This window comes from Streptomyces sp. NPDC006140 (assembly GCF_040628815.1).
Classification (GTDB): Bacteria; Actinomycetota; Actinomycetes; order Streptomycetales; family Streptomycetaceae; genus Streptomyces.
Map to the genome: position 1 here is coordinate 958,383 of NZ_JBEXTS010000001.1, position 26,660 is coordinate 985,042.

20 protein-coding genes and 1 tRNA gene are annotated in these 26,660 nt (G+C 70.6%); 8 read left to right on the forward strand and 13 right to left on the reverse strand.

Translation table 11 applies throughout. The features are described 5' to 3' along the window. Nucleotides 1–18 precede the first annotated feature (18 nt). Complete coding sequence (locus ABZ386_RS04430; protein WP_355713900.1) at nt 19–1,827, reverse strand: 5'-nucleotidase C-terminal domain-containing protein; 1,809 nt, start codon at nt 1,825–1,827, stop codon at nt 19–21. Between the two features lie 163 nt (nt 1,828–1,990). Here ABZ386_RS04430 and ABZ386_RS04435 point away from each other — a divergent pair, with 163 nt between their 5' ends. Beyond that, nucleotides 1,991–2,710 (forward strand): SIMPL domain-containing protein, encoded by a 720-nt coding sequence (locus ABZ386_RS04435; protein ID WP_351331745.1) that lies wholly within the window; start codon nt 1,991–1,993, stop codon nt 2,708–2,710. A gap of 174 nt (nt 2,711–2,884) precedes the next feature. Further along, nucleotides 2,885–4,321 (forward strand): pyruvate kinase, encoded by a 1,437-nt coding sequence (pyk, locus tag ABZ386_RS04440; RefSeq protein WP_351331743.1) that lies wholly within the window; start codon nt 2,885–2,887, stop codon nt 4,319–4,321. A gap of 7 nt (nt 4,322–4,328) precedes the next feature. On the opposite strand, the gene ABZ386_RS04445 is transcribed toward pyk, so the two are convergent. Together ABZ386_RS04445 and ABZ386_RS04450 are read right to left on the reverse strand one after the other, a co-directional pair. Beyond that, complete coding sequence (locus tag ABZ386_RS04445; RefSeq protein ID WP_355713905.1) at nt 4,329–5,117, reverse strand: helix-turn-helix domain-containing protein; 789 nt, start codon at nt 5,115–5,117, stop codon at nt 4,329–4,331. An 81-nt stretch (nt 5,118–5,198) separates the two neighbouring features. Continuing rightward, nucleotides 5,199–5,285, reverse strand: a tRNA-Leu gene (locus ABZ386_RS04450). A 97-nt stretch (nt 5,286–5,382) separates the two neighbouring features. On the opposite strand from ABZ386_RS04450, the gene ABZ386_RS04455 reads away from it, so the two are divergent. Next, nucleotides 5,383–6,039 (forward strand): response regulator, encoded by a 657-nt coding sequence (locus tag ABZ386_RS04455; RefSeq protein WP_031115650.1) that lies wholly within the window; start codon nt 5,383–5,385, stop codon nt 6,037–6,039. 69 nt (nt 6,040–6,108) lie between these two features. On the opposite strand, the gene ABZ386_RS04460 is transcribed toward ABZ386_RS04455, so the two are convergent. From ABZ386_RS04460 to ABZ386_RS04495, 8 genes are all read right to left on the reverse strand, one after another. Beyond that, entirely contained in the window at nt 6,109–6,825 is a 717-nt protein-coding gene (locus ABZ386_RS04460; protein WP_351331738.1) for an ABC transporter ATP-binding protein, read from the reverse strand. Continuing rightward, a complete protein-coding gene (locus ABZ386_RS04465) occupies nt 6,822–7,685 on the reverse strand; it encodes an ABC transporter ATP-binding protein (protein ID WP_114251467.1) in 864 nt (287 codons plus the stop codon). The genes ABZ386_RS04460 and ABZ386_RS04465 overlap by 4 nt, the downstream gene beginning before the upstream one ends. 5 nt (nt 7,686–7,690) lie before the next feature. Further along, on the reverse strand, nt 7,691–9,502 hold the full coding sequence (locus tag ABZ386_RS04470) for a branched-chain amino acid ABC transporter permease (protein ID WP_355713911.1): 1,812 nt from the start codon (nt 9,500–9,502) through the stop codon (nt 7,691–7,693). A gap of 4 nt (nt 9,503–9,506) precedes the next feature. Further along, entirely contained in the window at nt 9,507–10,436 is a 930-nt protein-coding gene (locus ABZ386_RS04475) for a branched-chain amino acid ABC transporter permease (RefSeq protein WP_114251465.1), read from the reverse strand. Between the two features lie 140 nt (nt 10,437–10,576). Continuing rightward, the gene (locus ABZ386_RS04480) at nt 10,577–11,806 is read right to left on the reverse strand and encodes a branched-chain amino acid ABC transporter substrate-binding protein (protein ID WP_351332972.1); all 1,230 of its coding nucleotides are present in this window, start codon (nt 11,804–11,806) and stop codon (nt 10,577–10,579) included. A gap of 521 nt (nt 11,807–12,327) precedes the next feature. Beyond that, complete coding sequence (locus ABZ386_RS04485; RefSeq protein WP_351331730.1) at nt 12,328–13,200, reverse strand: trypsin-like serine protease; 873 nt, start codon at nt 13,198–13,200, stop codon at nt 12,328–12,330. A gap of 119 nt (nt 13,201–13,319) precedes the next feature. Further along, nucleotides 13,320–13,808: a hotdog fold thioesterase gene (locus ABZ386_RS04490; protein ID WP_351331728.1), complete on the reverse strand. Its 489-nt coding sequence runs from the start codon at nt 13,806–13,808 to the stop codon at nt 13,320–13,322. Nucleotides 13,809–13,862: 54 nt separating this feature from the next. Further along, nucleotides 13,863–16,142, reverse strand: coding sequence for an FdhF/YdeP family oxidoreductase (locus ABZ386_RS04495; protein ID WP_358963558.1), 2,280 nt, complete (start codon nt 16,140–16,142; stop codon nt 13,863–13,865). Between the two features lie 422 nt (nt 16,143–16,564). Between ABZ386_RS04495 and polA the strand changes: the two genes are divergently transcribed. Continuing rightward, the gene (gene polA, locus ABZ386_RS04500; RefSeq protein ID WP_351331724.1) at nt 16,565–19,291 is read left to right on the forward strand and encodes a DNA polymerase I; all 2,727 of its coding nucleotides are present in this window, start codon (nt 16,565–16,567) and stop codon (nt 19,289–19,291) included. A 246-nt stretch (nt 19,292–19,537) separates the two neighbouring features. After that, nucleotides 19,538–20,014, forward strand: coding sequence for a hypothetical protein (locus ABZ386_RS04505; protein ID WP_358963560.1), 477 nt, complete (start codon nt 19,538–19,540; stop codon nt 20,012–20,014). Here ABZ386_RS04505 and ABZ386_RS04510 read toward each other — a convergent pair. Next, nucleotides 19,932–20,789: a DUF4184 family protein gene (locus ABZ386_RS04510; protein WP_358963562.1), complete on the reverse strand. Its 858-nt coding sequence runs from the start codon at nt 20,787–20,789 to the stop codon at nt 19,932–19,934. The genes ABZ386_RS04505 and ABZ386_RS04510 overlap by 83 nt on opposite strands. A gap of 317 nt (nt 20,790–21,106) precedes the next feature. On the opposite strand from ABZ386_RS04510, the gene ABZ386_RS04515 reads away from it, so the two are divergent. The 3 genes from ABZ386_RS04515 to ABZ386_RS04525 all read left to right on the forward strand — a co-directional run bounded on the left by ABZ386_RS04515 (nt 21,107) and on the right by ABZ386_RS04525 (nt 24,153). Then, nucleotides 21,107–22,852 (forward strand): lytic transglycosylase domain-containing protein, encoded by a 1,746-nt coding sequence (locus ABZ386_RS04515; RefSeq protein WP_356618387.1) that lies wholly within the window; start codon nt 21,107–21,109, stop codon nt 22,850–22,852. A 151-nt stretch (nt 22,853–23,003) separates the two neighbouring features. Beyond that, a complete protein-coding gene (locus ABZ386_RS04520; protein ID WP_114251457.1) occupies nt 23,004–23,138 on the forward strand; it encodes an SPW_0924 family protein in 135 nt (44 codons plus the stop codon). Nucleotides 23,139–23,163: 25 nt separating this feature from the next. Then, a complete protein-coding gene (locus tag ABZ386_RS04525; protein WP_356501340.1) occupies nt 23,164–24,153 on the forward strand; it encodes a DUF3068 domain-containing protein in 990 nt (329 codons plus the stop codon). Here the strand turns inward: ABZ386_RS04525 and hrpB are convergent. Then, nucleotides 24,143–26,656 (reverse strand): ATP-dependent helicase HrpB, encoded by a 2,514-nt coding sequence (gene hrpB / locus ABZ386_RS04530; protein ID WP_358963565.1) that lies wholly within the window; start codon nt 26,654–26,656, stop codon nt 24,143–24,145. The genes ABZ386_RS04525 and hrpB overlap by 11 nt on opposite strands. Between the last annotated feature and the right edge of the window lie 4 nt (nt 26,657–26,660).

A 26,660-nucleotide genomic window follows, 5' to 3' on the forward strand; every position in this document is an offset into this window, starting at 1 on the left:
CGAGGCTCCGGACAGGCTCTAGAAGACGGGCGTGCCCTCCCGCGTGAGCTTCCAGTCCACCGCGGCGAACTCGGCCGGATCGATCGACCCCTTCGCCTTCACCCAGGCGATCATGGTGTTGCGGATCTCGTCCGAGTTCGACCACAGCAGCGGCGCGGCGGCGACATGCGGGAAGTTCCCGCCGCCGTTGGCCCGGTAGTTGTTCACCGCGAACACGAACTTCGCGTCGTCCGCCAGCGGCTGCCCCTCGAACCGCACGTTCGTCACCCGCGACCCGGCCGGCTTCGCGATGTCGATCTCGTACGACAGACCGCTCACCACGTCGTAGTTGTAGTCCGGCGTCCCGCCCGCGTTCGTCAGCTTCGCCGGGTCCACCGCGGCACCCGGCGCCGTCTGCACGAAGTAGTTCGCCGAGTACTCCAGGTACGCCTTCATCTGCGCGCCCGTCATCAGCCGCGCCTCCAGCGTGTTCTCGAAGACGTACAGACCCGCCACGTCCCGGATCGTCACCTCGCCCGCCGGGATCCGGGCACTGCGCGAGAAGCACGCCGCCTGCGACAGCACCGGCAGCGCGGCGTGCTCCGTGCCCGCCAGCGCCTGCTTCACCGTGTCCGCCTGGATGTGGTTGATCAGGTCGATGATCGGCACGTCCTTGTACGGCGCCTCGGCCGACGTCATCTCCGCCGCGTTCGTGCCGATGACCTGGTTGACGTACGCCACGACCTTCTCGTGCTCGTCCGACAGCAGCCGCACGATCTCCGGGTCCTCCTCCACGGTGTTGGAGTTCAGGACCTGCGCGCCGACCTTCTCGACCTTCCAGCAGCCCTTCTCCCAGACCAGCTCGAAGTCGAACAGCGTCAGCCGCTGCCCCCACTTCAGCGGCTCCGACAGCACGACCTGCTTGCCCGTCTTCTTGTTCGTCACGAAGTACTCGGGGATCTCCGTGTGCGCGTGCCCCACCAGGATCGCGTCGATGCCCGGCACCTGCTCCGCCACCAGACCGGCCGCGTTCTCGATGTACGGAAGCTGGTCACCGTAGGACGACGTCCCCGACGAACCGCTGTGCGCCGAGACGATCACGACGTCCGCGCCCATCGACCGCAGCTTCGGCACCCACTTCGCCGCCTGCTCCTCCAGACCCGGGAACGTCATCTTCCCCTGCACGTTCGCCTTGTCCCAGATCGCGATGCCCGGGTTGGTCAGCCCCAGCACCGCCACCTTCACGTCCCGCCCGAACGGCGTGCGCAGCCGGTGCATGCTGTACGGCGGGAACGCCGGGCGCAGCGTCTTCGCGTCCAGCGCGTTGGCGCCCAGCAGCGGGAAACGGCACTGCTGCTCGAACTTCCGCAGCACCGGGATGCCGTAGTTGAACTCGTGGTTGCCGAGCGCCGCCGCGTCGTAGTCCATGGCGTTCATCGCCTGCGCCATCGGATGCACCGGGCCGCCCTCGGCAGTGATCGGGTCCACTTTGGCGTAGTAGTACGACAACTGCGTGCCCTGGATGGTGTCGCCCGCGTCGATGAGCAGCGTGTTGCCGCGGCCCTTCTCCGCACGGACCCGGTTCACCAGGGTGGAGACCTTCGCGAGACCGACGTCGTTGTGCGCCTTGTCGTCGAACTCCTTGTCCGTGAAGTAGTCCCAGTTGAAGACGTTGCCGTGCAGGTCCGTCGTCCCCATCACGGTGAACGCGTACCGCTTCGCGCGTCCCCGCGAGCCGTCCCGCGCCTCGGCCGCCTGAGCGCCCGGCGCCCCGACCGCACCGGCCACTGCCACCCCCGCCCCGGTCACGGCGGACTTCTCCAGGAACTTCCGGCGGTTCAACGGCATGGCTGGCACTCCTCGCGGAAACTGTGAACAACGCGCGTGGACAACGCGCGTAGATTCTGACCCGTGCATGACCGGCAGCAACAGCCCCGGCAGGTTGCGATTAGATGACTCGGATCACCGACTCCAGGCCTCCGGCCAGCCAAGACATGACAGAGTGGGGCGTATGACCACGCCCGCCGGAGATGCCACCCAGCCCGCCGTCCCCTACGGCACGCCCGACGCCCCGCGCATCGCCGTCCGCGGCGAGGCCCGCCTCGAAGTCGACCCCGAGATCGCCCGCATCGGCATCACCGTCGCCGCCCGCGGCCGCGACCGCCGCTCCGCCCTCGATGACCTCACCCGCCGCAACGCCGTCGTCCTCGACCTCGTCAAGTCCTACGGCGACGCCGTCGAACGACTGGAGACCGGCGCCTTCTCCATCACCCCCGAACTCACCAAACACGGCCGCGGCGAACGCGTCCGCACCTACCACGGCAGCGTCCACGTCACCGCCGAACTCACCGACTTCACGGCCCTCGGCGAACTCACCACCCGCCTCGCCGACCTCGAACTCACCCGCGTCGACGGCCCTTGGTGGGCCCTGCGCCCCGACTCACCCGCCCACCGCGAAGCCCGCAAGAAAGCCGTGACGGAAGCCGTCCAACGCGCCCGCGAATACGCCGAGGCGCTCGGCACCACCCTCTCCGCCCTCGTCGAACTCGCCGACATCGGCGCGGAGAGCAGCCCGCCCGCCTACCCCCAGGCCCCCGGCCGCATGCGCTCCGCCGGCTACGGCGCCGCCGCCGAAAGCGCCCCCGCCGCACCCCTCGACCTCGAACCCCAACGCCAGCGCGTCCACGCCCAGATCAACGCCCGCTTCACGATGGTGCCGCCGCGGCTGTAAGCCCCACGGGGAAACGAATCGAAATTCCGAATACGCGAACGAATTCCCCCGGGGTGCTCATCGGAGCACCCCGCCGCACAATTCAACACTTGTCAATAACACTTCACGCAAAGTCTGTTGAGTAGTCATGCACGGCCAATTCTCTACCCGCCGGTAACTCATAGGCTCGGACCTATGCGCCGAGCGAAGATCGTCTGCACCCTTGGACCCGCCACCGACTCGTACGACCAGATCAAAGACCTGGTCGACGCCGGAATGGACGTAGCCCGCTTCAACCTCAGCCACGGCGAACACGCCGAACACGAGGAGCGCTACCACCGGGTCCGCAAGGCCGCCGACGAAACCGGCCGCAGCGTCGGCCTCCTCGCCGATCTTCAAGGCCCGAAAATCCGCCTCGGCCGCTTCACCGAAGGCCCCGTACTCCTCGAACGCGGCGACACCTTCACCATCACCGTCGAAGACGGCACCGAAGGCGACGGCCACATGTGCGGCACCACCTACGCCGGCCTCGCCGACGACGTCACCCCCGGCGAACGCGTCCTCGTCGACGACGGCAGAGTCTGCCTCGAAGTCACCCAGGTCGACGGCCCCCGCGTCCACACCACCGTCATCGAAGGCGGCGTCATCTCCGACCACAAGGGCCTCAACCTCCCCGGCGTCGCCGTCTCCGTCCCCGCGCTGTCGAAAAAGGACGAGGACGACCTCCGCTGGGCCCTGCGCACCGGCTTCGACGTCATCGCCCTCTCCTTCGTCCGCAGCGGCCGCGACATCCAGGACGTCCACCGCATCATGGACGAGGAAGGCCGCCGCCTCCCCGTCATCGCCAAAGTCGAAAAACCCCAGGCCGTCCAGAACATCGACGACATCGTCGCCGCCTTCGACGGCATCATGGTCGCCCGCGGAGACCTCGGCGTCGAAATGCCGCTCGAACAGGTCCCGATCGTCCAGAAGCGCGCGATCAAACTGGCGAAGCGCAACGCCAAACCGGTCATCGTCGCCACCCAGATGCTCGACTCCATGATCGACAACGCCCGCCCGACCCGCGCCGAAGCCTCCGACGTCGCCAACGCCGTCATCGACGGCACCGACGCGGTGATGCTCTCCGGCGAGACGAGCGTCGGCAAACACCCGATCGAAACGGTCCGCACGATGGCCCGCATCGTCGAGGCTGCGGAGGAGGACATCCTGGCGAAGGGCCTCCCTCCCCTGACGGAACGCAACAAGCCCCGCACCCAGGGCGGCGCGGTGGCCCGGGCGGCGGCAGAAATGGGCGACTTCCTGGGCGCGAAGTTCCTCGTCGCCTTCACCCAGTCCGGCGACACCGCCCGCCGCCTCTCCCGCTACCGCTCGCCGATCCCCCTCCTCGCCTTCACCCCCGACCAGGCGACCCGCTCCCAGCTCGCCCTGACATGGGGCGTCGAGACGTTCCTCGGCCCGGAGGTCGGCTCGACGGACGCGATGGTCGACCAGGTGGACGAACTCCTCCTCCGCTACGGCCGCTGCGCCAAGGGCGACACGGTCGTCATCACGGCCGGCTCCCCGCCCGGGGTGTCGGGCTCGACGAACATGGTCCGCGTCCACCACATCGGAGAGGACGACAGCCCGCGGTAGGGCGCCGTCAGTACTTGGGGCCTACGTGGGCGTCCATGAGGGCTACGGAGGCTTTGCGGGCGATGGAGATGTTGAACGGGTCGCTCGCACGAGCAAGCGTGCTCCACTCGACTCCGACCAGGTCGAGTGCGTCCGTGAACAGCCTCCGGATGTCGTCCGACTTGTTGGAGAAGAAGTAGCGCGGGTATTCGTAGCGCTTGCGCTTACCGGCGACCATGCGGGTCGTCCAGTTGGTGATCCGGCAGCCGTCGGAGTGGATGAGCCCGCGGATGAACTCCCAGGGGTGGGCGTCGACGATGGCCTGTTGCCAGGGTTCGAGGGCGATCCGGCGTTCATGCTTCTTGCCGGGGCCGTGCTGCGGAAAAAGGCAGTGCAGATGCTTCGAGTAGACCTTGACATTGCGGCAGCCGGTCTTGCGGACACGGCAGACGGAATTGTCGGGGAAGACCGCGCGCATGGCCTGTTCGCAGTCGTCCATGAGCCCTGGCCATGCCTCCGTGCAGGTGATCATGAGGTTGGGCACGCGGTGCTCGGAGTAGTGGCTGATGTGGCCGTCGCCGAGGTAGAGGCCGAGCAGATAGGAGTATGCGGGCTCGTCGAGCCCCCTCCCGTCGCAGCGGGGACACTTCGGGTCGTGCCTGCCGGGGGACTCGCCGCGTCGTGCCAGGTCCAGGTGCTTCCAGTAGCCGATCGTCCCTGCGGGCACCTTCAGGCTGCGGGCGACATCTGCGTTTTTCGCGCCGGCGCGCAGCAGTGTGACGGCCGTCAGTCGCACCTCAGTACTGTGAACGTTCATACGGACACGGTGCGTCACTGATCGCGACGGTGGGCAGCAAAAAGCGGAGAACCACGCGAACGTGATCCTCCGCTTTACTTGTGGTGCCGGGTGCGGGACTCGAACCCGCACGTCCTCTCGGACAGATGTGTTTGAGACATCAGCGTCTGCCTGTTCCGCCAACCCGGCGACAGCACTGATCGGGAGTGTACCCGGTAAGTGCTGCCGACTTCAGCTAGGTACGCTCTTGGGAGCAGTACCGGCCTGCCCCTACCAAGGAGCCCACGTGAGCGCCCCCGAGTCGCCCCAGCCTGTTGACGTGCCTGATGAGGACAAGTCGCACGTGCCTCCGATGACGACGCGGGTCGTCATCGCCGAGGACGAGGCCCTGATCCGGCTCGATCTCAAAGAGATGCTGGAGGAGGAGGGCTACACCGTCGTCGGTGAGGCCGGTGATGGTGAGCAGGCCGTGGAGCTGGCCCGTGAGCACCGCCCCGACCTGGTGATCCTGGACGTGAAGATGCCGAAGCTCGACGGCATCTCCGCGGCGGAGAAGATCGCCGAGGAGAGCATCGCGCCGGTGCTGATGCTGACCGCGTTCTCGCAGCGCGACCTCGTGGAGCGTGCGCGGGACGCCGGTGCCATGGCGTACCTGGTGAAGCCGTTCAGCAAGACGGACGTCGTCCCGGCGATCGAGATGGCCGTCTCGCGGTTCACGGAGCTGAAGGAGCTGGAGAAGGAGGTCGCCGACCTCACGCTCCGGCTGGAGACGCGCAAGCTGGTGGACCGGGCGAAGTCGATCCTGCAGACGGAGTACGGGCTGACGGAGCCGGCGGCGTTCCGGTGGATCCAGAAGACGTCGATGGACCGCCGTATGTCGATGCAGCAGGTCGCGGAGGCGGTCATCCAGGACGCCGAGGAGAAGAAGGCCAACAAGGGCTGAGCAGTACGAAGAGGCCCGCCTCCCTTCCGTACGGAGGGCAGGCGGGCCTCTTCGTATGCGGCCGGGACCTCAGTCCTCGCCCAGGTACGCCTTGCGTACCGACTCGTCGTGCAGCAGGTCCTGCCCCGTCCCGGACAGGACGACGTTGCCGACCTCCATGACGTGGCCCTGGTCCGCCAGGGACAGCGCGGCCTGGGCGTTCTGTTCGACGAGGAGGATGGTCGTGCCCTGGGCCTTCAGCTCGGAGATCGTCGCCATGATCTTCTGCATCATGATCGGGGAGAGGCCCATGGAGGGCTCGTCGAGCATGAGGAGCTTGGGCTGGGACATCAGGGCGCGGCCCATGGCGAGCATCTGCTGCTCACCGCCGGAGAGGGTGCCCGCGGCCTGGTTGCGGCGTTCCCCGAGGATGGGGAACAGGTCGTACGCCTTCTGGATGTCCTTTTCGATGCCGTCCTTGTCCTTCCGCAGGAAGGCACCGAGCTGGAGGTTTTCGAAGATGGTGAGGCGGGGGAAGATGTGCCGGCCTTCGGGGGAGTGGGCGAGTCCGAGGGCGACGATCTTGTGGGCGGGGACTCCGTTGAGGGGTTTGCCGTCGAAGAGGATCTTCCCGGACGTCGGCTTGAGCAGGCCCGACAGCGTGCGCAGGGTCGTCGTCTTGCCGGCGCCGTTGGTGCCGATGAGGGTGACGACCTGGCCGGCTTCGACGCTGAAGGAGATGCCTTTGACGGCTTCGATCTTGCCGTAGGAGACCCGGAGGTCTTCGACCTCGAGGAGTGCGGTCACTTGGCTTCTCCCTTGGTGCTGCTGGTGGTGCTGGTCGCGTCGGCGGCGGCTTCGGCGGCCTCGACCTCGGCGGCTTCGGCTTCTCCGGGGTCGCCTTCGAAGGGTTCGCCGAGGTAGGCGGCGACGACGCGTTCGTCGGCCTGGACGACGTCGGGGGTGCCTTCGACGAGCTTCTCGCCCTGGACGAGGACGGCGACGCGGTCGCTCAGGTTGAAGACGAAGCGCATGTCGTGCTCGATGAGGAGGACGGCGATGCCCTTGTCGCGGATGGCGAAGACCAACTCCTCGGTGGCGCGGGTCTCCTGGGGGTTCATGCCTGCCGTGGGCTCGTCGAGCAGGAGCAGGCCGGGTTCGGAGGCCAGGGCCCGCGCGATCTCCAGCTTGCGCTGCTCGCCGTAGGGGAGGTTGCGGGCCAGGTGGTCGCGCTTGTGGGCGAGGCCGATGAACTCGAGGAGTTCCATGGCGCGTTCTTCGCTGGCCTTTTCCGCCTTTTTGAAGCCGGGGCCGCGCAGGAGGGCCGACCAGAGGCCTTCCTTGGTCCGGGTGTGGCGGCCGACGAGGACGTTTTCCAGGACCGTCATGTTGGCGAACAGGCGGATGTTCTGGAAGGTGCGGGCGATGCCGGCCTGGGTGACGAGGTGGGGCTTGGGCGGGAGGACGGTGCCCTTGTAGGAGACCGTGCCCTCCGTCGGGACGTAGAGGCCGGTGAGGCAGTTGAAGAACGTCGTCTTGCCGGCGCCGTTGGGGCCGATGAGGCCGACGATCTCGCCGGCGTTGACCGTGAAGTCGACGGAGCGGACGGCGGTGAGGCCGCCGAAGCGCATCGTGACGTCGCGGGCTTCGAGTACAGGTGTCGTCATGATGGTTACGCCCCCGCCTTGGTGACGGCCGGTTCGTCGGTCAGCGTGGTCTGTTTGGGTACGTCGAGTTGGCCGGTCTCGTGGAATTCGAGCTGGCGCCGGCGGTTGGCGATGATGCCTTCGGGGCGGAAGCGCATCAGGAGGATGAGCGCGATGCCGAAGGCGAGGAGCGACTTGTCCTGGAGGAAGACGAGCTTCTCGGGGAGCAGGTAGAGCAGGGCCGCGCCGAGGAGCGGGCCGGCGACGGTGCCCATGCCGCCGAGGACGACCGCGGCCAGGAGGAACGCGGAGTTGGGCGGGGTGGAGCCGGCGAACTGGTACGGCGTGGGGACGACGCTGTAGGTGACGTGGGCGCTGACGGTGCCGGCGAGGCCGGCGAGGGCGGCGCCGAGGGCGAAGGCGATGAGTTTGACGCGGAAGCCGTTGATGCCCATGGCGGTGGCGGCGGTCTCGTCCTCGCGGATGGCGATCCAGGAGCGGCCGATGCGGGAGTCCGCGGCACGCGTGTAGACCAGGACGACGATGGCCATGATGAGGACCATCAGCAGGTAGTAGTTGGCGAAGCGGCCGAGGGTGAATCCGCCGATGTCGTGGGCCTGGCCGAAGTTGAAGCCGAGGAGGTTCAGGTCGGGGATGTTGGCGATGCCGTTGGGGCCGTTGGTGACGTCGGGTCCGGAGTCGCCGTCCATGTTGTTGACGGCGATGCGGAAGATCTCTCCGAAGCCGAGGGTGACGATGGCGAGGTAGTCGCCGCGCAGTCGCAGGGTCGGGGCGCCGATGAGGACGCCGAAGACGAGGGAGGCGGCGGCGCCGGTGAGGGCGGAGGCCCAGAAGGGGAAGTGGACGCCGGAGATGGTGGAGAACTCGGAGCCGGAGACGAGGGCGGCGGTGTAGGCGCCGACGCCGAGGAAGGCGACGTATCCGAGGTCGAGGAGTCCGGCGAGGCCGACGACGATGTTGAGGCCGAGGGCGACGGTCCCGAAGATCAGGATGTTGACGCCGATGTTGGCGTAGTGGTCGTCGGTCTGGGTGAAGGGGAAGGCGATGGCCGCGGCGAAGCCCATGGCGAGGGTGAAGCTGCGGTTGGCGGCGACCTGTGCGGAGAAGCGGTCGAGGAGGCCGGCGGTGTGCAGCGCCCACATGGCGAAGGTGACGACGAAGAGGTAGCCGACGAAGAGTTCGCCGTACTCGGTGTCGATGCCGTAGGTGAAGACGCCGAGGCCGATGATGGTGACGACGGTGATGACGGCCCGCTGGACCCAGGGCGCGGTGGCCGCGGGTGCGGGGATCCGGTCGGGCTTGGCGATGTAGGCCTTGAGGGCTTCCTTGGTGCCGTCGGTGCCGGTGCGCTCCTGGGGGAGGGCGAAGGCGCCGATGAGGGGCAGGAGGGAGGCGATGGCCGCGATCCAGCCGCCGGGTTCGAGGTTGACGACGCCGCCGAGTTCGACGCTGATGGCGATGACGGTGAACCAGGTGACGGTGAAGCCGCCGAGCGCGGTGAGGACGAGGGGTGCGTTGTTGCGGGCGGGCAGGAGCCAGCCGAGGCCGCGGATGCCGTATGCGGCGAGGGTGAAGAGGGCGGTGAGGAGGCCGGCGGTGAAGGTGAGCCACTGCAGGCCGCCGGGGTAGCCGTTGATGGTGAGGTCGCCGGGGAATTCGGCGGTCCAGGTCCAGGCGAGGAAGGCGGATGCCGCGGTGGCGATGCCGCCGGCGAGGAGCAGGGCGCGGGCGGCCGCCAGGGGCAGCGGTATGAGGCCGCGCAGGGCGGGCGGCGTGGGGGTGGCGTCCGGGGCGGGGGTCTTGGTCGTCTCGGTCATGTGATCACGCCCTGTCCGCGACGCGCTCGCCGAGCAGGCCCTGGGGCCTGAAGAGGAGCACGAGGATGAGGAGGCAGAAGGCCCACACGTTGGCCCAGCTCTGGCCGCCGAGCTGCTGCATGCCGGGGATCTCGTCGATGTAGGCGGAGGCGAGGGTTTCGGCGATGCCGAGGACGACGCCGCCGAGCATGGCGCCGTAGATGTTGCCGATGCCGCCGAGGACGGCCGCGGTGAAGGCCTTGAGGCCCATGAGGAAGCCCATGCGGTAGTCGACGTTGCCGTACTTGAGTCCGTAGGCGACGGCGGCGACGGCGGCGAAGAAGCCGCCGATGGCGAAGGCGATGACGATGATGCGGTTGGTGTCGATGCCCATGAGCTGTGCGGTGTCGGGGTCCTGCGCGGTGGCCTGCATGGCGCGGCCGGTGCGGCTGCGGCGTACGAAGAAGGCGAGGGCGGCCATGCAGAGGACGGCGGCGAGGATGAGGAAGATGTCGGCGTCCTTGATGGTGATGGAGCCGATGTCGTGGGTGGCGTCGAGGCCGGGGAAGGCGCGGGCGCGGTCGGCGCCGGGGTAGAAGTTGCGGACGACTTCCTGGAGGGCCAGGGAGAGGCCGATGGCCGTGATGAGGGGTGCCAGTCGTGGTGCTCCGCGCAGGGGGCGGTAGGCGAACCGTTCCGCTCCGACGGCGATGAGGATGGCCACGAGGGCGCCGCCGAGGAGCATCAGCGGTACGGCGAGGGCCATCGAGGTGCCGTCGGGGAGGATGTAGAAGTAGACCGTGAGGGCGCCGAACGCTCCGGTCATGAAGATCTCGCCGTGCGCGAAGTTGATGAGCTGGACGATGCCGTACACCATCGTGTAGCCGATGGCGATCAGCCCGTACATCGAGCCGAGAAGCAGCCCGTTGGCCAGCTGCTGCGGCAGGGTGTTCACCGCGTGGCCTCCATGTCGCTGGTGGTCGTGTGCACTGGATGCGTGCGTGGTCGCGTGCTGTGTGGGGGTGTGAAAACGGGCCGCGCGGTCGGGGTCCTCCTCCCGCGCGGCCCGTGGTGCGGCTTACTGGGGGGCCGGGACTACTGCAGGTCGGCGGTGCCGGTTTCCACGGCCTTCCAGGCACCCTTCTCGACCTGGTAGACCGTCAGCTGCTTGTTGGTGGTGTCGCCGTACTGGTCGAAGGAGACCTTGCCGGTGAGGCCTTCGAAGTCGGACTTCTGGACTCCGTCGACGACCTTGGAGCGCAGGTCGTTGATGTCGCTGGGCACCTTGCCGCCGTTGGCGTCGGCCGCGGCCTTGACGGCCTTGATGATGGCGGTGGCGGCGTCGTAGGCGTAGGCGCCGTAGGCGCCGTAGTCGCCCTTGTAGCCCTTGTCCTTGTAGGTCTGGATGAACTGCTTGGCGGCGGGCAGGGTGTCGGCGGGGACGCCGATGGCGGTGACGAGGTCGCCCTCGGAGGACTTGCCGGCGGCCTCGATGTAGGTGGAGGCGAACATGCCGTCGCCGCCGAAGAGCGGGATCTTGACGCCGGCGTCCTTGAGCTGCTTGGTGATCAGCGCGGACTCGTCGTACTGGCCGCCGTAGTAGAGCAGGTCGGCACCGGAGTTCTTGATCTTGGTGACGAGGGAGCCGAAGTCCTTGTCGCCGGTGTTGACGTGGTCGGTCGCGACGACCTTGCCGCCGAGCTTCTTGAACTGCTCGTTGAAGATCTTCGCGAGGCCGGCGCCGTAGGTCTGCTTGTCGTCGACGACGAAGGCCTTCTTCTTCTTGAGGCCGTTGTAGGCGTAGCCGGCGGCGAAGCTGCCCTGCAGTTCGTCGGTGGTGGCGGTGCGGAAGTACGTCTTGAAGGGACGCTTCTTGTCCGTCTGCCAGTTCTTGCCCTGGGTGAGCTCGGGGGCGGTGTTCGCGGGGGAGATCTGGGCCATGTTGGCCGAGGCGAAGACCTGCTGCATGGTCTGGGCGACGCCGGAGTTCAGCGGGCCGACGGCTCCGACGACGGTCTTGTCGCCGACGAGGCTGGTGGCGTTGGACTGGCCGGTGGCGGGCTGGGCCTTGTCGTCGAGGGCCTTGAGCTTGAATTTCACGCCCGGGACCCAGTTGTTCTTGTTGGCGTCGTCGACGGCTATCTGGGCGCCGTACTGGATGCCGAGGCCGGTGGTGGAGTTCTCACCGGAGAGGGGGGCGTCGACGCCGATGGTCAGCGTGGTGCCGCTCCCGCTGTCTCCGCTCTTGTCACCGCTGTCGTCTCGGGAGCCGCAGGCGGTGAGAGTCAGAGCTCCGGTCGTGAGAACGGAGGTAAGAATCACCAAGGAACGCTGTCGCACAATCAGTCCTTTCACAGGCAGGCCCCGCCCTGGTCGGGGGGTGAGTGCCGCGCTGGTACCGAACTCCCGATGTGGAGCGGTGACTGGCCGTGACTCTAAGCCCGGGGTAAGGGCAGGGTCAGCGGCGCGGGCTGGCTTGTGACTTTCTTGTTATGACGTGGTGGATGCCCGGTCTCGGCGGCGGGCCGTCTCGGCGGGTTTGGTGGATTTTCGCCGAAGTCCGCATTCTGAGAACGCGCACTTCCGGTTGGCAGTGGCTGAGATCGTGCGGTTGCCGTGGCGCGGGCGGCGCGGGCGGAATCGGAAAGGTTCCGGGGGTGGGCGCGGCCGGGGATGGGCGTGTGGCCCTGTATTGCGCGCGTGTTACGGAGCGTTACGGAGAGAGAGGGAAAGGGGGAGCGGAGGCCCCACGCGCTACGCGAGTTGATGAATGCGAACGTCGGCGCCCCGCCGCTTCGGGGCTGTGCCCGGTGCGGCGGGGCGGTCGGCGGCGGGCCGGTGCGGGGTTACGGCAGGCGTACGTACGGCGCGAGGAAGGCGCGGGCGCCGGGGGTGTCCAGGCGGTAGGTGACGTTGGTCGCGTAGCAGGGGGTGTCGCCGGTGATGGTGGTCGCGGCGAGGACGCGCTTGCCGTCGATCATCGCGAAGTTCGGGCCGCCCGAGTCGCCGTAGCAGGCGCCTCCGTTGCCCTGCGGCGCGGTCATCGCCAGGCGGGCCCAGGAGTCGTTGAGGGCGTCGAAGGTGACGGGCGCCTTCATGCGGACGCCGCCGCCGGGGTGGGTGTGTCCGCCGGGGCCGTTGACGGCCTCCTGGGTGCCGTAGCCGGCGACGAACCAGTCGGTGCTGTTCAGTCCCCGCGGGCCGAGTCTGCCGAGCTGGTTCGCCGTGGGCAGGGTGGCCGGGGTGAAGCTCCAGCGGGCCTTGACCTGGGCGGCGGGCAGCTGGACCACCGCGATGTCGTGGGTGTCGGAGGCGGGGCCCGGGTAGTCGGGGTGCGAGTGGGCGGTGCCCTCGACGGCGACCGCGGCGGCCTGTGCGGCGGGGTCGCCCGGGTACTTCTTCGCCGCCGCGTCGAGGCCGGACTGCACGTCCTGGTCGAGGGAGACGTAGAACCGCACGTTGTCGGGCCAGTCCGTGGTGCAGTGCGCGGCGGTCAGGAAGGTGTCCGCGTCGATCATGGTGCCGGAGCAGACCCAGTCGACCCGGTCGGGGGTCGCGGGGTCGCCGTCGTTGTCCCAGGTGGCCACGAGCGCGCCGACCTCGGTGCGTTCGGGGGCGGGTGTGGCGTTGTAGGAGTTGATGGCGGCGGACGGCAGCGCGGTGGCGAGCACGGCGGCACTGGCCGCGGCGGTGACGGCGATGGCGCGTACGGAGGTCAAGAGAAACCCTTCTACGGGTGGGACGGGCCTTCTCCTGTGGGGGTGGAGCGTCAGTGAAGCGCGCGGGGGCGGTCGCGACAAGAGCGCGCCCGCCCCTCCAGGGTTTTCCCTACGTCGGGTCAGCTCGCGGCGCGGATGAATTCCTCGTCGCCCGGCTTCAGGTCGCGCAGCAGGCAGGTCAGCCGGGCGGTACACACCCTTTTGTCGTTTTCGTCCGTGATGACGATTTCGTAGGTGGCGGTGGAGCGCCCCCGGTGCACGGGCGTGGCCACACCCGTGACCAGGCCGGAGCGCGCCCCGCGGTGGTGGGTGCAGTTCAGGTCGACCCCCACGGCGATCTTGGAACTGCCGCCGTGCAGCATCGAGCCGATCGAGCCGAGCGTCTCGGCCAGCACCGCGGAGGCCCCGCCGTGCAGCAGGCCGTAGGGCTGGGTGTTGCCCTCCACCGGCATCGTCCCGACGACCCGGTCCGCCGACGCCTCGCTGATCTGGACGCCCATCCGGGTCCCGAGGTGGCCCGCGGAGAACAGGGCCGGGAGGTCGACGCCGAGGGAGGCGTACTCGTCGATGACCTCTTGCGGGAACTTCACATGCTGCTGCTCACCCATGGGGCCCGGCTCCGTTCGTCCTCATCGCTCGACCGCTTGCGACTGAGCAAACGCTCAGTCGGTCGCCGATTGTTCCAGACGCACCACGACGGACTTGCTGGCCGGGGTGTTACTGGTGTCCGCCGTGGCATCCAGCGGCACCAGCACGTTGGTCTCCGGGTAGTACGCGGCAGCACAGCCCCGGGCCGTCGGGTAGTGCACGACCCGGAAACCGGGCGCCCTGCGCTCCACGCCGTCCTTCCACTCGCTGATCAGGTCGACGTAGTCGCCGTCCGTCAGCTTCAGGGCCCGGGCGTCCTCGGGGTTGACCAGCACCACCCGGCGGCCGCCCCGGATGCCCCGGTAGCGGTCGTCCAGGCCGTAGATCGTGGTGTTGTACTGGTCGTGCGAGCGCAGCGTCTGCAGCAGCAGGCGGCCCTCGGGCAGCTCCGGGTACTCCACGGGCGCGGCGGTGAAGTTGGCCTTGCCGGTGGCCGTGGGGAAGCGGCGTTCGTCGCGCGGGGCGTGGGGGAGCGCGAAGCCGCCGGGGCGGGCCACGCGCGCGTTGAAGTCCTCGAAACCGGGGATCACGCGCGCGATGCGGTCCCGGATCGTCGCGTAGTCCTTCTCGAACTCCTCCCACGGCGTACGGCTGTTCTCACCCAGCACGCGGCGGGCCAGGCGGCACACGATGGCCGGCTCCGACAGCAACTGCGCGCTCGCGGGCTCCAGCCGGCCACGCGAGGCGTGCACCATGCCCATCGAGTCCTCGACCGTCACGAACTGCTCTCCGCTGCCCTGCAGATCGCGCTCGGTCCGGCCGAGCGTCGGCAGGATCAGGGCACGCGCGCCCGTGACCGCGTGCGAGCGGTTCAGCTTCGTCGACACGTGCACGGTCAGCCGGGCCCGCCGCATGGCCGCCTCCGTGACCTCCGTGTCGGGGGAGGCCGAGACGAAGTTGCCGCCCATGGCGAAGAAGACCTTCGCCTCGCCGTCGCGCAGGGCGCGGATCGCCCGGACGACGTCGTAGCCGTGCTCCCGGGGCGGCGCGAAGCCGAACTCCTTCTCCAGGGCGTCCAGGAACGCCGGGGCGGGGCGCTCGAAAATGCCCATCGTGCGGTCGCCCTGCACGTTCGAATGGCCGCGCACCGGGCACACGCCCGCGCCCGGGCGGCCGATGTTGCCGCGCAGGAGCAGGAAATTGACCACTTCCCTGATCGTGGGCACCGAGTGCTTGTGCTGGGTTAGGCCCATCGCCCAGCAGACGATCGTCCGCTCGGAGGCCAGGACCATACGCAGGGCCTTCTCGATGTCCTCCTGGGTCAGGCCGGTCGCCTTCAGCGTCTCGTCCCAGTCGGCGGCGCGGGCGGCCTCGGCGAACTCCTCGAAGCCGTGCGTGTGCTCCCGCACGAACGCCTCGTCGACCGCGCCCTCCCGCTCCAGGATCAGCTTGTTGAGGAGGCGGAACAGCGCCTGGTCGCCGCCGATGCGGATTTGCAGGAACAGGTCCGTCAGCGCCGCGCCCTTGAGCATGCCCTGCGGGGTCTGCGGGTTCTTGAAGCGCTCCAGGCCCGCCTCGGGCAGCGGGTTGACGCTGATGATCTTCGCCCCGTTGTCCTTGGCCTTCTCCAGGGCGGAGAGCATGCGCGGGTGGTTCGTCCCCGGGTTCTGCCCGGCGACGATGATCAGGTCCGCCTTGTACAGGTCCTCCAGCAGGACGCTGCCCTTGCCGATGCCGATCGTCTCCGACAGGGCCGAGCCGGACGACTCGTGGCACATGTTCGAGCAGTCGGGCAGGTTGTTCGTGCCGAGTTCGCGGGCGAAGAGCTGGTAGAGGAACGCGGCCTCGTTGCTGGTGCGGCCCGAGGTGTAGAAGACGGCCTCGTCCGGGGAGCCGAGGGCGGTGATCTCCTCGGCGATGATGTCGAAGGCGCGCTCCCAGGTGACCGGCTCGTAGTGCGTGCCGCCCTCCGGCAGGTACACGGGGTGGGTGAGGCGGCCCTGCTGGCCCAGCCAGTAGCCGCTGCGGCCGGCGAGATCGGCGACCGGGTGCGCCGCGAAGAACTCGGGCGTCACCCGGCGCAGGGTGGCCTCCTCGGCGACGGCCTTCGCGCCGTTCTCGCAGAACTCCGCCCTGTGCCGGTGCTCCGGCTCCGGCCAGGCGCAGCCCGGGCAGTCGAAGCCGTCCTTCTGGTTCACGCTCAGCAGCGTCAGCGCGGTGCGCTTCACGCCCATCTGCCGCTGGGCGACGCGCAGGGTGTGCCCGATCGCGGGGAGCCCCGCTGCCGCGTGCTTGGGCCCGGCGACCTGCGGCGCGTCCTGAACCGGATCACTCTTGGGCGGCTTCGACGCCATCGCACGCTCCCCTTCGACTGCGCTGTGAGGTACGTCTCCGATCCTCCCACGCGGCGCCGACATCGAGTGAGGGCGGCCCGGTCCGATGCCACGGCACCGTCCCGTCCCGGTGGGGCGGCGGCGGGGTCCGGTCCGGGGCTTCCGTCCCGTACCACCCTGGCCGGCCTGGGCGGGGTCCGGTCCGAGGCCACGGCACCGTCCCGTCCCGGTGGGGCGGCGGCGGGGTCCGGTCCGGGGCTTCCGTCCCGCCCCGTCCCGGCGGGCGTCCGAGGCCACCGCTCCGTCCCACCCCGGCCGCGCGACCGCGACGGTGGTCCGAAGTCTCCGGCTCGCCCCCTGCCGTCGCCCGGGCCGGCCCGGCGCACGCGAGGTCGGGGCGGGGTCGGGGTCGAGTGTCAGTGGGGCGTGGCAGGATCGGGGGCGTGGCAGAGACAGCATCGAAGACGACCGACAAGACCTCCGGCGGCAGCCGTCCGCGACTGATGCTCATGGACGGGCACTCGCTGGCGTACCGCGCGTTCTTCGCGCTGCCCGCGGAGAACTTCACCACCGCGACGGGCCAGCCGACGAACGCGATCTACGGCTTCGCGTCGATGCTGGCCAACACGCTGCGCGACGAGGCGCCCACACACTTCGCGGTCGCCTTCGACGTCTCCCGCAAGACCTGGCGCTCCCAGGAGTTCACGGAGTACAAGGCGAACCGCTCCAAGACCCCGGACGAGTTCAAGGGCCAGGTCGAGCTGATCTGCGAGCTGCTCGACGCGATGGGCGCCGCCCGCTTCGCGGTCGACGGCTTCGAGGCGGACGACGTCATCGCCACGCTCGCCACGCAGGCCGAGGCCGAGGGCTTCGAGGTGCTGATCGTCACCGGCGACCGGGACTCCTTCCAGCTGGTCAGCGAGCACACCACGGTGCTGTACCCGACCAAGGGCGTCTCCGAGCTGACCCGCTTCACCCCGGAGAAGGTATTCGAGAAGTACGGGTTGACGCCCGCGCAGTACCCCGACTTCGCGGCCCTGCGCGGCGACCCCTCCGACAACCTCCCCGGCATCCCCGGCGTCGGCGAGAAGACCGCCGCGAAGTGGATCAACCAGTTCGGCTCCTTCGCCGAGCTGGTCGAGCGCGTGGAGGAGGTCAAGGGCAAGGCGGGCCAGAACCTCCGCGACCACCTGGAAGCGGTCAAGCTCAACCGCCGTCTCACCGAGCTGGAGCGCCGGGTCGAGCTCCCCAAAGGCGTCACCGACCTGGAGCGGGCCCCGTACGACCGCAAGGCCGTCGCGATGGTCCTGGACACCCTGGAGATCCGCAACCCTTCCCTGCGCGAGCGGCTCTTCGCCGTCGACCCCGGCGCGGAGGAGGCCGAGACCACCCCGATCAGCACGGAGGGCGTGCAGCTGGACGGCACGGTGCTCGGCACCGGCGAGCTGACCGCCTGGCTCACCGAGCACGCCACCGGACCCCTCGGCGTCGCCACGGTCGACGCGTGGGCGCTCGGCGCGGGCTCCGTCGCCGAGGTCGCCCTCGCCGCGCCCGGCGGGGCAGCCGCCTGGTTCGACCCCTCCCAGCTGGACGAGGCCGACGAGACGGCGTTCGCGTCCTGGCTCGCCGACGCCGCCCGGCCCAAGGTCTTCCACAACGCCAAGGGCGCCATGCGTGTCTTCGCCGAGCACGGCTGGAGCGTCGAGGGCGTCACCATGGACACCGCGCTGGCCGCCTACCTGGTCAAGCCCGGCCGCCGCTCCTTCGACCTGGACGCGCTCTCCCTGGAGTACCTGCACCGCGAGCTGGCCCCCGCCGCCGCGGCCGACGGCCAGCTCGCCTTCGGCGCGGACGACGGCGCCGAGGCCGAGGCCCTGATGATCCAGGCCCGCGCCGTCCTCGACCTGGGCCAGGCCTTCGAAAGCCGCCTGGAGGAGGTCGGCGCCGCCGACCTGCTGCGCGACATGGAGCTGCCCACGTCCGCGCTGCTCGCCCGCATGGAGCGGCACGGCATCGCGGCAGACCGGCCCCACCTGGAGGCCATGGAGCAGATGTTCGCCGGCGCCGTCCAGCAGGCGGTGAAGGAGGCCCACGCCGCGGCCGGGCACGAGTTCAACCTGGGCTCGCCCAAGCAGCTCCAGGAAGTCCTCTTCGGCGAGCTGGCCCTGCCCAAGACCAAGCGCACCAAGACCGGCTACACCACGGACGCCGACGCCCTCGCCTGGCTCGCCACGCAGACGGACAACGAACTGCCGGTGATCATGCTCCGCCACCGCGAGCAGGCCAAGCTCCGCGTCACCGTCGAGGGCCTGATCAAGACGATCGCCGCGGACGGCCGCATCCACACCACGTTCAACCAGACCGTCGCCGCCACCGGCCGCCTGTCCTCCACCGACCCGAACCTGCAGAACATCCCGGTCCGCACGGACGAGGGCCGCGCGATCCGCCGCGGCTTCGTCGTCGGCGAGGGCTTCGAGTCCCTCATGACGGCCGACTACAGCCAGATCGAGCTGCGCGTGATGGCCCACCTCTCCGAGGACGAGGGTCTGATCGAGGCGTTCACCTCCGGCGAGGACCTCCACACCACCGCCGCCTCCCAGGTCTTCGCGGTCGAGCCGACCGCGGTGGACGCCGAGATGCGCCGCAAGATCAAGGCCATGTCGTACGGCCTGGCCTACGGGCTGTCCGCCTTCGGCCTCTCCCAGCAGCTGAACATCGAGGCGGCTGAGGCCCGCGCCCTGATGGACGCGTACTTCGAGCGGTTCGGCGGCGTACGGGACTATCTGCGCCGGGCGGTCGACGAGGCCCGGGCCACGGGCTACACGGCGACCCTCTTCGGCCGCCGCCGCTACCTGCCCGACCTCAACAGCGACAACCGCCAGCGCCGTGAGGCCGCCGAGCGGATGGCCCTCAACGCGCCCATCCAGGGCACGGCGGCCGACATCGTGAAGATCGCCATGCTCAAGGTGGACAGCGCGCTCAAGGAAGCCGGGCTCGCCTCCCGCATGCTGCTCCAGGTCCACGACGAAATCGTCCTGGAGATCGCCCCCGGCGAGCGGGAGACCGCCGAGGAACTCGTCCGCCGCGAGATGGCGAACGCCGTGCACCTCCGCGTCCCCCTCGGCGTCTCCGTGGGCGCGGGCCCGGACTGGGAGTCGGCGGCCCACTAGCGAGCGCACTGCGCCGGCTGGACCGGGCAGGGGGTTCCCTGCCCGGTCCGGAATGCCGCAGGAGCCCCGAGCCGGGGACACACGGGGGAGGCCGAAGGCGTCCTTCATCACTCCGCTCCGGCACTCACCTCTTCTCCGCTCCGGCACGCACCTCGCTCCACCCAGCCCGCCTCACCCCGTCCAGACCATCACCCACGTGGCCCCCGAGAAGGCGCCCCACCCCCCGGTGGTCGTAAGGATGCGGGCATGGGCATACGCACGCTCCTCAGCCGCTCGGCACCAGGCGTGGAACCCCCGCCGGCCGCACCGATCGCGTCAGTCCCGGTGTTCGCGGCAACCGCAAGCACCCTCCGCGTTCCCACCGGCCTCTCCGCAGCCCTGCGCCAGGCCACGGCGAACCTCCGGCAGCACCTGGCCCACGCGCCCGGCGGCACCGCCGCCACCCCAGGCCCCGGCACCCCCAACCGCACCCCCGCCGCCCAGCCCCCCGGCCGCCCCCATGCACCCGGCCGCCGGACACCCCACCCCTGGGCCGAGCTGGCCCGCGCCTACCTGACCCTCGTCCTCGCGCTGCTCCCACGGCCCGGCCCGGCGACGCACACCACCATCACCGTGTTCAACGCGACGACCGACGACCTTCTCAGCGAGCGGCCGGACGGCTCGGCTCCGTCTCGTCGACGCCGTCGGGACGGCCGGGGGCCGGAACCGGACGCCACACCCTGACCCCCACGGCGTACAGCAGCAGCGCCGGGACGAGTCCCGCCCCCGCGCCGAAGCACACCGTCGGAATGATCTCCCACGGCTTCGCGGCCGAGCCCCAGTAGGCCCACCACCGCGACGCCCGCTGCACCGCCCCCACGAACGCGAAGCCGCCGATCACGGCAGCGGCCCCCCACCGGTCCCGCACCGACAGCACCGGGACCCCCGCCGGCTCGCCCCCGGGCATCCGCCGCACCGCCCGCGCCACGAACACCGCGATCACGATCGCGGCCACCGCCGAACCCCCGTACTGCAGGTACCAGTACAGCGGCGAGCCCGCCACCTCCCGGCCCAGTACGGGAAACAGCCGCATCCCCCACCGGTCGAGATGCGTGAACGCGTCCCACACGACATGCGTCGACGCGCCCAGCACCGCGGACACGTACCACCCCACCACCAGCGACGGCCGCACGCGCGCGCGTGGCGCCCCGCACCGCACCAGGGCGGCCGGCCGCCCCTGCCGGCCCCGCGGCAGCAGCGCCATCAGCGGCTCGCGCACCAGCAGCCACAACCCCACCAACGCCCAGGCGACCAGCACATCGACCGTGAAGACGCCCGGCGACGAGTGCGTGACGTCTCCGAACTCCATCGCCCCGGACAGCACACTCGCCGCGTAATAGGTCATGTCGGGCGCGAAGGAACCCGCCACGAGCACGGCGGGCACCAGCCGGCCCCGGCCGCTCCCGTCGGTGCGCACGGCGGGCAGTACGGCCGCCGCGTGGCTCAGCGTGAACGGCAACTCGGCTCCTTGCGACGGTCGTTACCAGGGCGTTCGGAGGGCCCAGTATGCGGGAAGCCGCACACGAGGCGTCCGGCGCGCCCTCCGCATGACCAACCGGTGAAAAACGGGCACGAACGGGTGCCCGAGCAAAGGAAGTTGTCGTAGGGTCGCCAGGGTCACCGTCCCGGGGGCAGGAGACAGGCCCGCCGGAGGGCAACCACCCGGGCCGGTCGATCGTCACAACAGAGCGAACACAACAGAAGTACGCGAACGCACCACACGGAGCGCGAGAGACAGAGACGGGCGCTCGGGCGTCCACGGGAGGGGTTCACTCTATGGCGGCGCAATTCGGCAGGAGGCTGTGCAAAGGGGCGGCAACCACCGCCGTGGCCGCGGTAGCGGTCGCGGCCCTGTCCGCCTCCCAGGCTCCGGGCGCGAACGACCACGGCAGACAGACCGCCGCGGACGCCTCACCCGAAGCGAGCACCTCCGACGGCAGCGCCACCGGCAACTCGCCCTACTACACGGACCTGCCGCCGCTCAAGAGCCCCAACCCGTCCCCGTCCACCGGACCGTCCCCGAGCGGCCAGGGCGAGACCGAGGCGGGCATCCCCGCGACCGTCCTCGACGCCTACAAGAAGGCCGAGGCCTCGCTGCGCGAGTCCAAGCCCGGCTGCAACCTGCCCTGGCAACTCCTCGCGGCCATCGGCCGGGTGGAGTCGGGCCAGGCCCGCGGCGGCCGCGTCGACGCCGAGGGCACCACGATCGGGAAGATCCTCGGCCCGCAGCTCGACGGCAACGGCTTCGCCCTCATCAAGGACACCGACAACGGCGCGTACGACGGCAACAGCGCGTACGACCAGGCCGTCGGCCCCATGCAGTTCATCCCGTCCACCTGGGCGTGGGCGGGCCGTGACGGCAACGGCGACGGCAAGAAGGACCCCAACAACATCTACGACGCCGCCCTCGCCGCCGGCCACTACCTCTGCCGCAACAACTGGGACCTGTCCGACCAGAACGACCTCGACCGGGCGATCCTCAGCTACAACAACTCGCGCGAGTACCTGAACCTCGTCATGAGGTGGCTGGAGTACTACCGCAAGGGCACGCACGAGATCCCGGACGGCACCGGCACACTGCCCGACAACCGCAGCGACGACGGCGCCGGCGCGAGCCCCAGCCCCTCCACCCCGTCCACCCCTTCGACCCCGGACAGGCCGGCTCCGGGCACCTCGAAGCCGAAGCCCAGCCCCCGGCCCGAGAAGCCCGGCGGCGGCACGACCACCCCGAAGCCGCCGACCACCCCGCCCACCTCGCCGAGCACACCGCCCTCGACGCCTCCCACCCCCACCGACACGGTGCACCACCTGGAGGACGCCGGAACGGCGAAGCTCACGGCCATGGCGGGCGACGCGTTCGCCCAGCGCATCAGCACCCGCGCCGAGACGCAGACCGGCAAGTCCGTCGCCAAGGTCCGGATCCGCTTCACGATCCTCGGCGACACGGACACCACCTTCACCGGCGGCGAGAGCGTGGCCACGGTCGCCACCAACAGCTCCGGCGTGGCCGTCGCCCCCGCCCTGCGCGCGGGTGAGAAGACGGGTGCCGTCACCGTCCGCGCCACCGTCGTGGGCCGTACCGTGCCCGGCCTCGACTACACGGCCACCGTCACCGAACGCGCCGCCGACACCCTCGCCCGCACCGGCGACGCCGCACTGACCTGCACCCCCGGCGGCGAGTTCGCGAACCAGGTCGAGGTGAAGGCCACCTACAAGGGCGCCGTCGCGGACGGCGTCGCGGCCACCGCCACGCTGATCAAGTCGGCGGACGACCCGACCGCCAACGACAAGGGCCCCTACTTCAAGGACGCCGACGGCAAGGCCGTGCGCACCCTGTCGGGCCTGAAGACGGACGCGAAGGGCCTGCTGAAGCTGCCGAAGCTGTACGCGGATGACACCACCGGCACGTTCCTGCTCCGGATCAACACCGCGGGCGGCGCGAGCCTCACCGTCGAACTGACCGTGGCGGCCGCCGAGACGGCCTCACCGAGCCCCAGCCCGTCGGCCGACCCGAGCGCGTAGTCCCCGAGCAGAACCGGCGACGCCCCTCCTTCGGGAGGGGCGTCGTTGTGTGTGCGACGTGTTCTCATCTCCGCCGCCCGTTGCTACGGTGCCGAGAAACCTGACGGTGTGTCAGCTCAGCCGTCTCAGCTCAACCGTGGGGAGGCCCCGTATGCGCGCACTCATCGCCGCCGCCACCGGTCTCGCCGTCGCGTTCGCCGTGGTCCTGACGCTCACCGCCCTCGGCTCGCCCTCGGGCGGGACGTCCCCGAAGCCACTGCTGACGACGGTGCCCGCACACCCCTGACCGCCCGCCCGGGAGGGAGGCCGAGATGCGCCGCAAGGCCGGCCTGGTCCTGCTCGCCCTCGCCGTGTTCTTCGCGGCCCTGTCCCCACTGCTGCGCTGGTACGCCTTCCCGCGCCTCGCCAAGGTCCCCGCGCACCAGTACCAGGACATGGTCCTGGAAGCGAAGGACGCCACCCTCCTCGACTACGGCACCATGCGGGCGAAGAAGGTCCCCAAGGTCACCATCGTGCAGACGCTCAAGGGCAACGTCGAAGCCTCCGAGCGGATCGAGGAGTCGGCGGGCCGGGACGTCGTCGTCTGGGACGGCCTGTCCTACGTCGTCGGCCCCGACGGCAAGATGGTGTCCAAGATCCCCGAGCGCTACATCTTCGACGCCCACACCCAGGAACCCGTCCACGCCACCGGCGAGATGGTCGACGGCGACCCGGTGCGCCGCGAGGGCATCGAGTTCAAGTGGCCCTTCCTCACGGAGAAGCGGGACTACGAGTACTTCGACGCCCAGGCCCGCGTCACCGCCCCCATCCACTACAAGGGCACCCGGGACTTCCGCGGCCTGGAGGTGTACTACTTCGAGCAGACCATCCCCTGGACCAAGGTGAAGATCCCGAAGACCCTGCCCGTCGAGGGCCTCACCCCCGAGGCGGTGACCCAGACCGGCACGACCCGCTGGTACACCACGGTCCGCAGGTTCTGGGTCGAACCCCTCACCGGCGCCCCCGTCTACGGCGAGGAACTCCACAAGGAGGAACTGCGCGGCGGCACCCTCCTCGGCGACCGCGACAAGGTCACCGCGTTCGCCGGCCACGTGAAGATGCGCGAGGACTACATCGAGCACACCGTCGACCTGGTGAAGTCCCAGCGCCTGCTCATCCTGCTGATGACGTCCTGGCTGCCCTGGGGCTCCCTGACCCTCGGCGTCCTCCTGCTGGCCCTCGCGCTCTGCGTGGAGGCCCGCGGCCGCCGTTCCGGCCCGGCCCCCACGGCGGCCGAGGAACCGTCCCCCGTCAGCGCCTGAGCCGCGCGTTGGTGTGCCGGGTCGGCTCGGCCCCGGCCGGGTCCTCGGGCCACGGATGCTTCGGGTACCGCCCGCGCAACTCCGCCCGCACGCCCTTGTAGCCGTCCCGCCAGAAGGAGGCGAGATCGGCGGTGACGGCGGCCGGCCGCCCCGCCGGGGACAGCAGATGCACCAGCAGTGGCACCCCGGCGACCCGGGGCGACTCCTGCAGCCCGAACATCTCCTGCAGCTTCACCGCGAGCACGGGCTGCTCGGGCCGCTCGTAGTCGATCCGGATCCTCGACCCGCTCGGCACGGTCATCCGCTCCGGGGCGAGCTCGTCCAGCCGCCCGGCCTCCCCGGACGCCCACGGCAGCAGCCGCGCGAGCGCCTGCCCGGCGTCGATCCGCGCCAGATCGGCCCGCCGCCGAGCCCGGCCCAGCTCCGGCTCCAGCCACTCCTCCACGCGCGCGTGGAGCGCTTCGTCGGACACGTCGGGCCAGGGCTCACCGAGATGCAGCCGCAGAAACGCGAGCCGCTGCCGCAGCACCCCGGCCTCCGCCGACCACCGCAACAGTCCGAACCCCTCCTGCCGCAGACCGTCGAGCAGCGCCCCGCGCACGAGCGACGGATCGGGATCCCGCAGGGCCCGCACCGCGAGCTCCACGGCCCCCAGCCGCTCCACGCGCCGCGCCACGACGTCCCCGCCGTCCCAGCGCACCTCGTCCCGCTCCTCCAGCAGCGCCCCCGCCGCGAACCGGGCCACGTCCTCGTCGACCACGGCCCCGAGCCGCACACGCGCGTGCCCCTTCCCTACCGGCCGGTCGGCCACGGCGACGGCGATCCAGGGGGCATCGCGCAGGGCGCTCCCGTCACCGACCTCGGCACGAGTCCCGGAGACCATCAGGTACGACCCACCGTCCCGCCTGGCGACGCGCTCGGGAAAGGCGAGAGCGGCGACGACCCCGACCTGCCGCTCCTCGGAAGAGTCCTTCAAGGAGGGGACGGGAGAGTGCGAAGCCCCCGAGCCGACGCCCCGCAGCCGCCGAACCTCACTCCGCCACCGCGAGGAATAGGCGTCACCCCCACGCCGGGCCCGCCGCAAGGCACCCGCCAGATCATCCCCGTACTCCCGAGGCGCCTCCTCGCTCAACAGGGCGACGATCTCCGCGGCCCGGTCGGCCCCCACGAACGGCACCGCGTCCACCAAAGCCCGCCCCAACCGCGGATGCAGCCCCAGCCGGGCCAGCGCGACACCCCGCTCGGTGGCCCGCCCGGCGGAGTCGACGGCCCCCACGGCGCCCAGCACACCCCGCGCCGCGGCCATGGCCCCGGAGGGCGGCGCGTCCAGCAACGCCAGCCCGGACGCGTCCGGATCCCCCCAGCACGCCACCTGCAGGGCGAACGCCGTCAGGTCGGCCACCTTGATCTCCGGTGAAGGGAAACGCGGCAGACGCGCGTCCTCGGCCTCCGCCCAGCACCGGTACACCGCCCCCGGCGCCTCACGCCCGGCCCGCCCCGCCCGCTGCCGCCCGGCCGCCTGCGACGCCCGCACCGTAGTCAGCGTGCTCAGACCACGCGCGTGGTCCACCCGCGGCTCACGCGCCAGCCCCGAGTCCACGACCACCCGCACCCCCGGCACCGTCAACGACGACTCCGCCACGGCCGTGGCCAGCACCACCCGCCGCCGCTCCCCGGGCACCAGCACCGCGTCCTGCACCGCCGCGGGCGCCCGCCCGTGCACCTGGAGCACCTCCACCCCGCCGAGCCCTCCGAGCTGCCCGGCGACCCGGGCGATCTCCCCGACGCCCGGCAGGAAACACAGCACGTCCCCGTCCCGCTCGGCCAGCGCCCGCCGCACCACCGACGCCACATGCGTCAGCAGCGCCGGGTCGACCCGCATCCCGTGCGGCGGCCGTACGGGACGCACCGGCGGTGCCCACACCACGTCGACCGGATGGGCCGCCCCCTGCGCCTCGATCACCGGCGCGCCGCCCAGCAACCCGGCCCACCCCTGCGCGTCCGTCGTCGCGGACGCCGCCACCAGCCGCAGCTCGGGCCGCAGCGTCTCCCGTACGTCCCACAGGAACGCCGCCACCGTGTCGGCGTCCAGATGCCGCTCGTGGCACTCGTCGAGCACCACCACGTCCACCCCGGCCAGCTCCTGGTCCCGCTGCAGCCGCTGGAGCAGCACACCGGTCGTGACGACCTCCACGCGCGTGTGCCGCCCGACGACGCGTTCCCCGCGCACCGTGTAGCCGACGCTCTCGCCGGTCCTCTCGCCCAGCAGCCACGCCATCCGCCGCGCCGCCGCCCGGGCCGCGATCCGCCGCGGCTCGGCGACGACGACCCGCCGCGCGGGCCGCTCGCCCAGCAGGCCCGCCAGGGCCAGCGGCACCAGCGTCGTCTTGCCGGTGCCGGGCGGCGCCACCAGAACGGCGGTGCCGTGGCCCTCCAGGGCGTCGTCCAGACCGGGCAGGGCACTGCGGACGGGCAGCGCGTCCAGGGCGTCGTAGCGGATCACACCG

Bases quoted from the DNA above. Each gene is read 5' to 3' on its own strand.
- ABZ386_RS04430 (WP_355713900.1), bottom strand. From the start codon at position 1,827: ATGCCGTTGAACCGCCGGAAGTTCCTGGAGAAGTCCGCCGTGACCGGG.
- ABZ386_RS04435 (WP_351331745.1), top strand. From the start codon at position 1,991: ATGACCACGCCCGCCGGAGATGCCACCCAGCCCGCCGTCCCCTACGGC.
- pyk (WP_351331743.1), top strand. From the start codon at position 2,885: ATGCGCCGAGCGAAGATCGTCTGCACCCTTGGACCCGCCACCGACTCG.
- ABZ386_RS04445 (WP_355713905.1), bottom strand. From the start codon at position 5,117: ATGAACGTTCACAGTACTGAGGTGCGACTGACGGCCGTCACACTGCTG.
- ABZ386_RS04465 (WP_114251467.1), bottom strand. From the start codon at position 7,685: ATGACGACACCTGTACTCGAAGCCCGCGACGTCACGATGCGCTTCGGC.
- ABZ386_RS04470 (WP_355713911.1), bottom strand. From the start codon at position 9,502: ATGACCGAGACGACCAAGACCCCCGCCCCGGACGCCACCCCCACGCCG.
- ABZ386_RS04490 (WP_351331728.1), bottom strand. From the start codon at position 13,808: ATGGGTGAGCAGCAGCATGTGAAGTTCCCGCAAGAGGTCATCGACGAG.
- ABZ386_RS04495 (WP_358963558.1), bottom strand. From the start codon at position 16,142: ATGGCGTCGAAGCCGCCCAAGAGTGATCCGGTTCAGGACGCGCCGCAG.
- ABZ386_RS04505 (WP_358963560.1), top strand. From the start codon at position 19,538: ATGGGCATACGCACGCTCCTCAGCCGCTCGGCACCAGGCGTGGAACCC.
- ABZ386_RS04515 (WP_356618387.1), top strand. From the start codon at position 21,107: ATGGCGGCGCAATTCGGCAGGAGGCTGTGCAAAGGGGCGGCAACCACC.
- ABZ386_RS04520 (WP_114251457.1), top strand. From the start codon at position 23,004: ATGCGCGCACTCATCGCCGCCGCCACCGGTCTCGCCGTCGCGTTCGCC.
- ABZ386_RS04525 (WP_356501340.1), top strand. From the start codon at position 23,164: ATGCGCCGCAAGGCCGGCCTGGTCCTGCTCGCCCTCGCCGTGTTCTTC.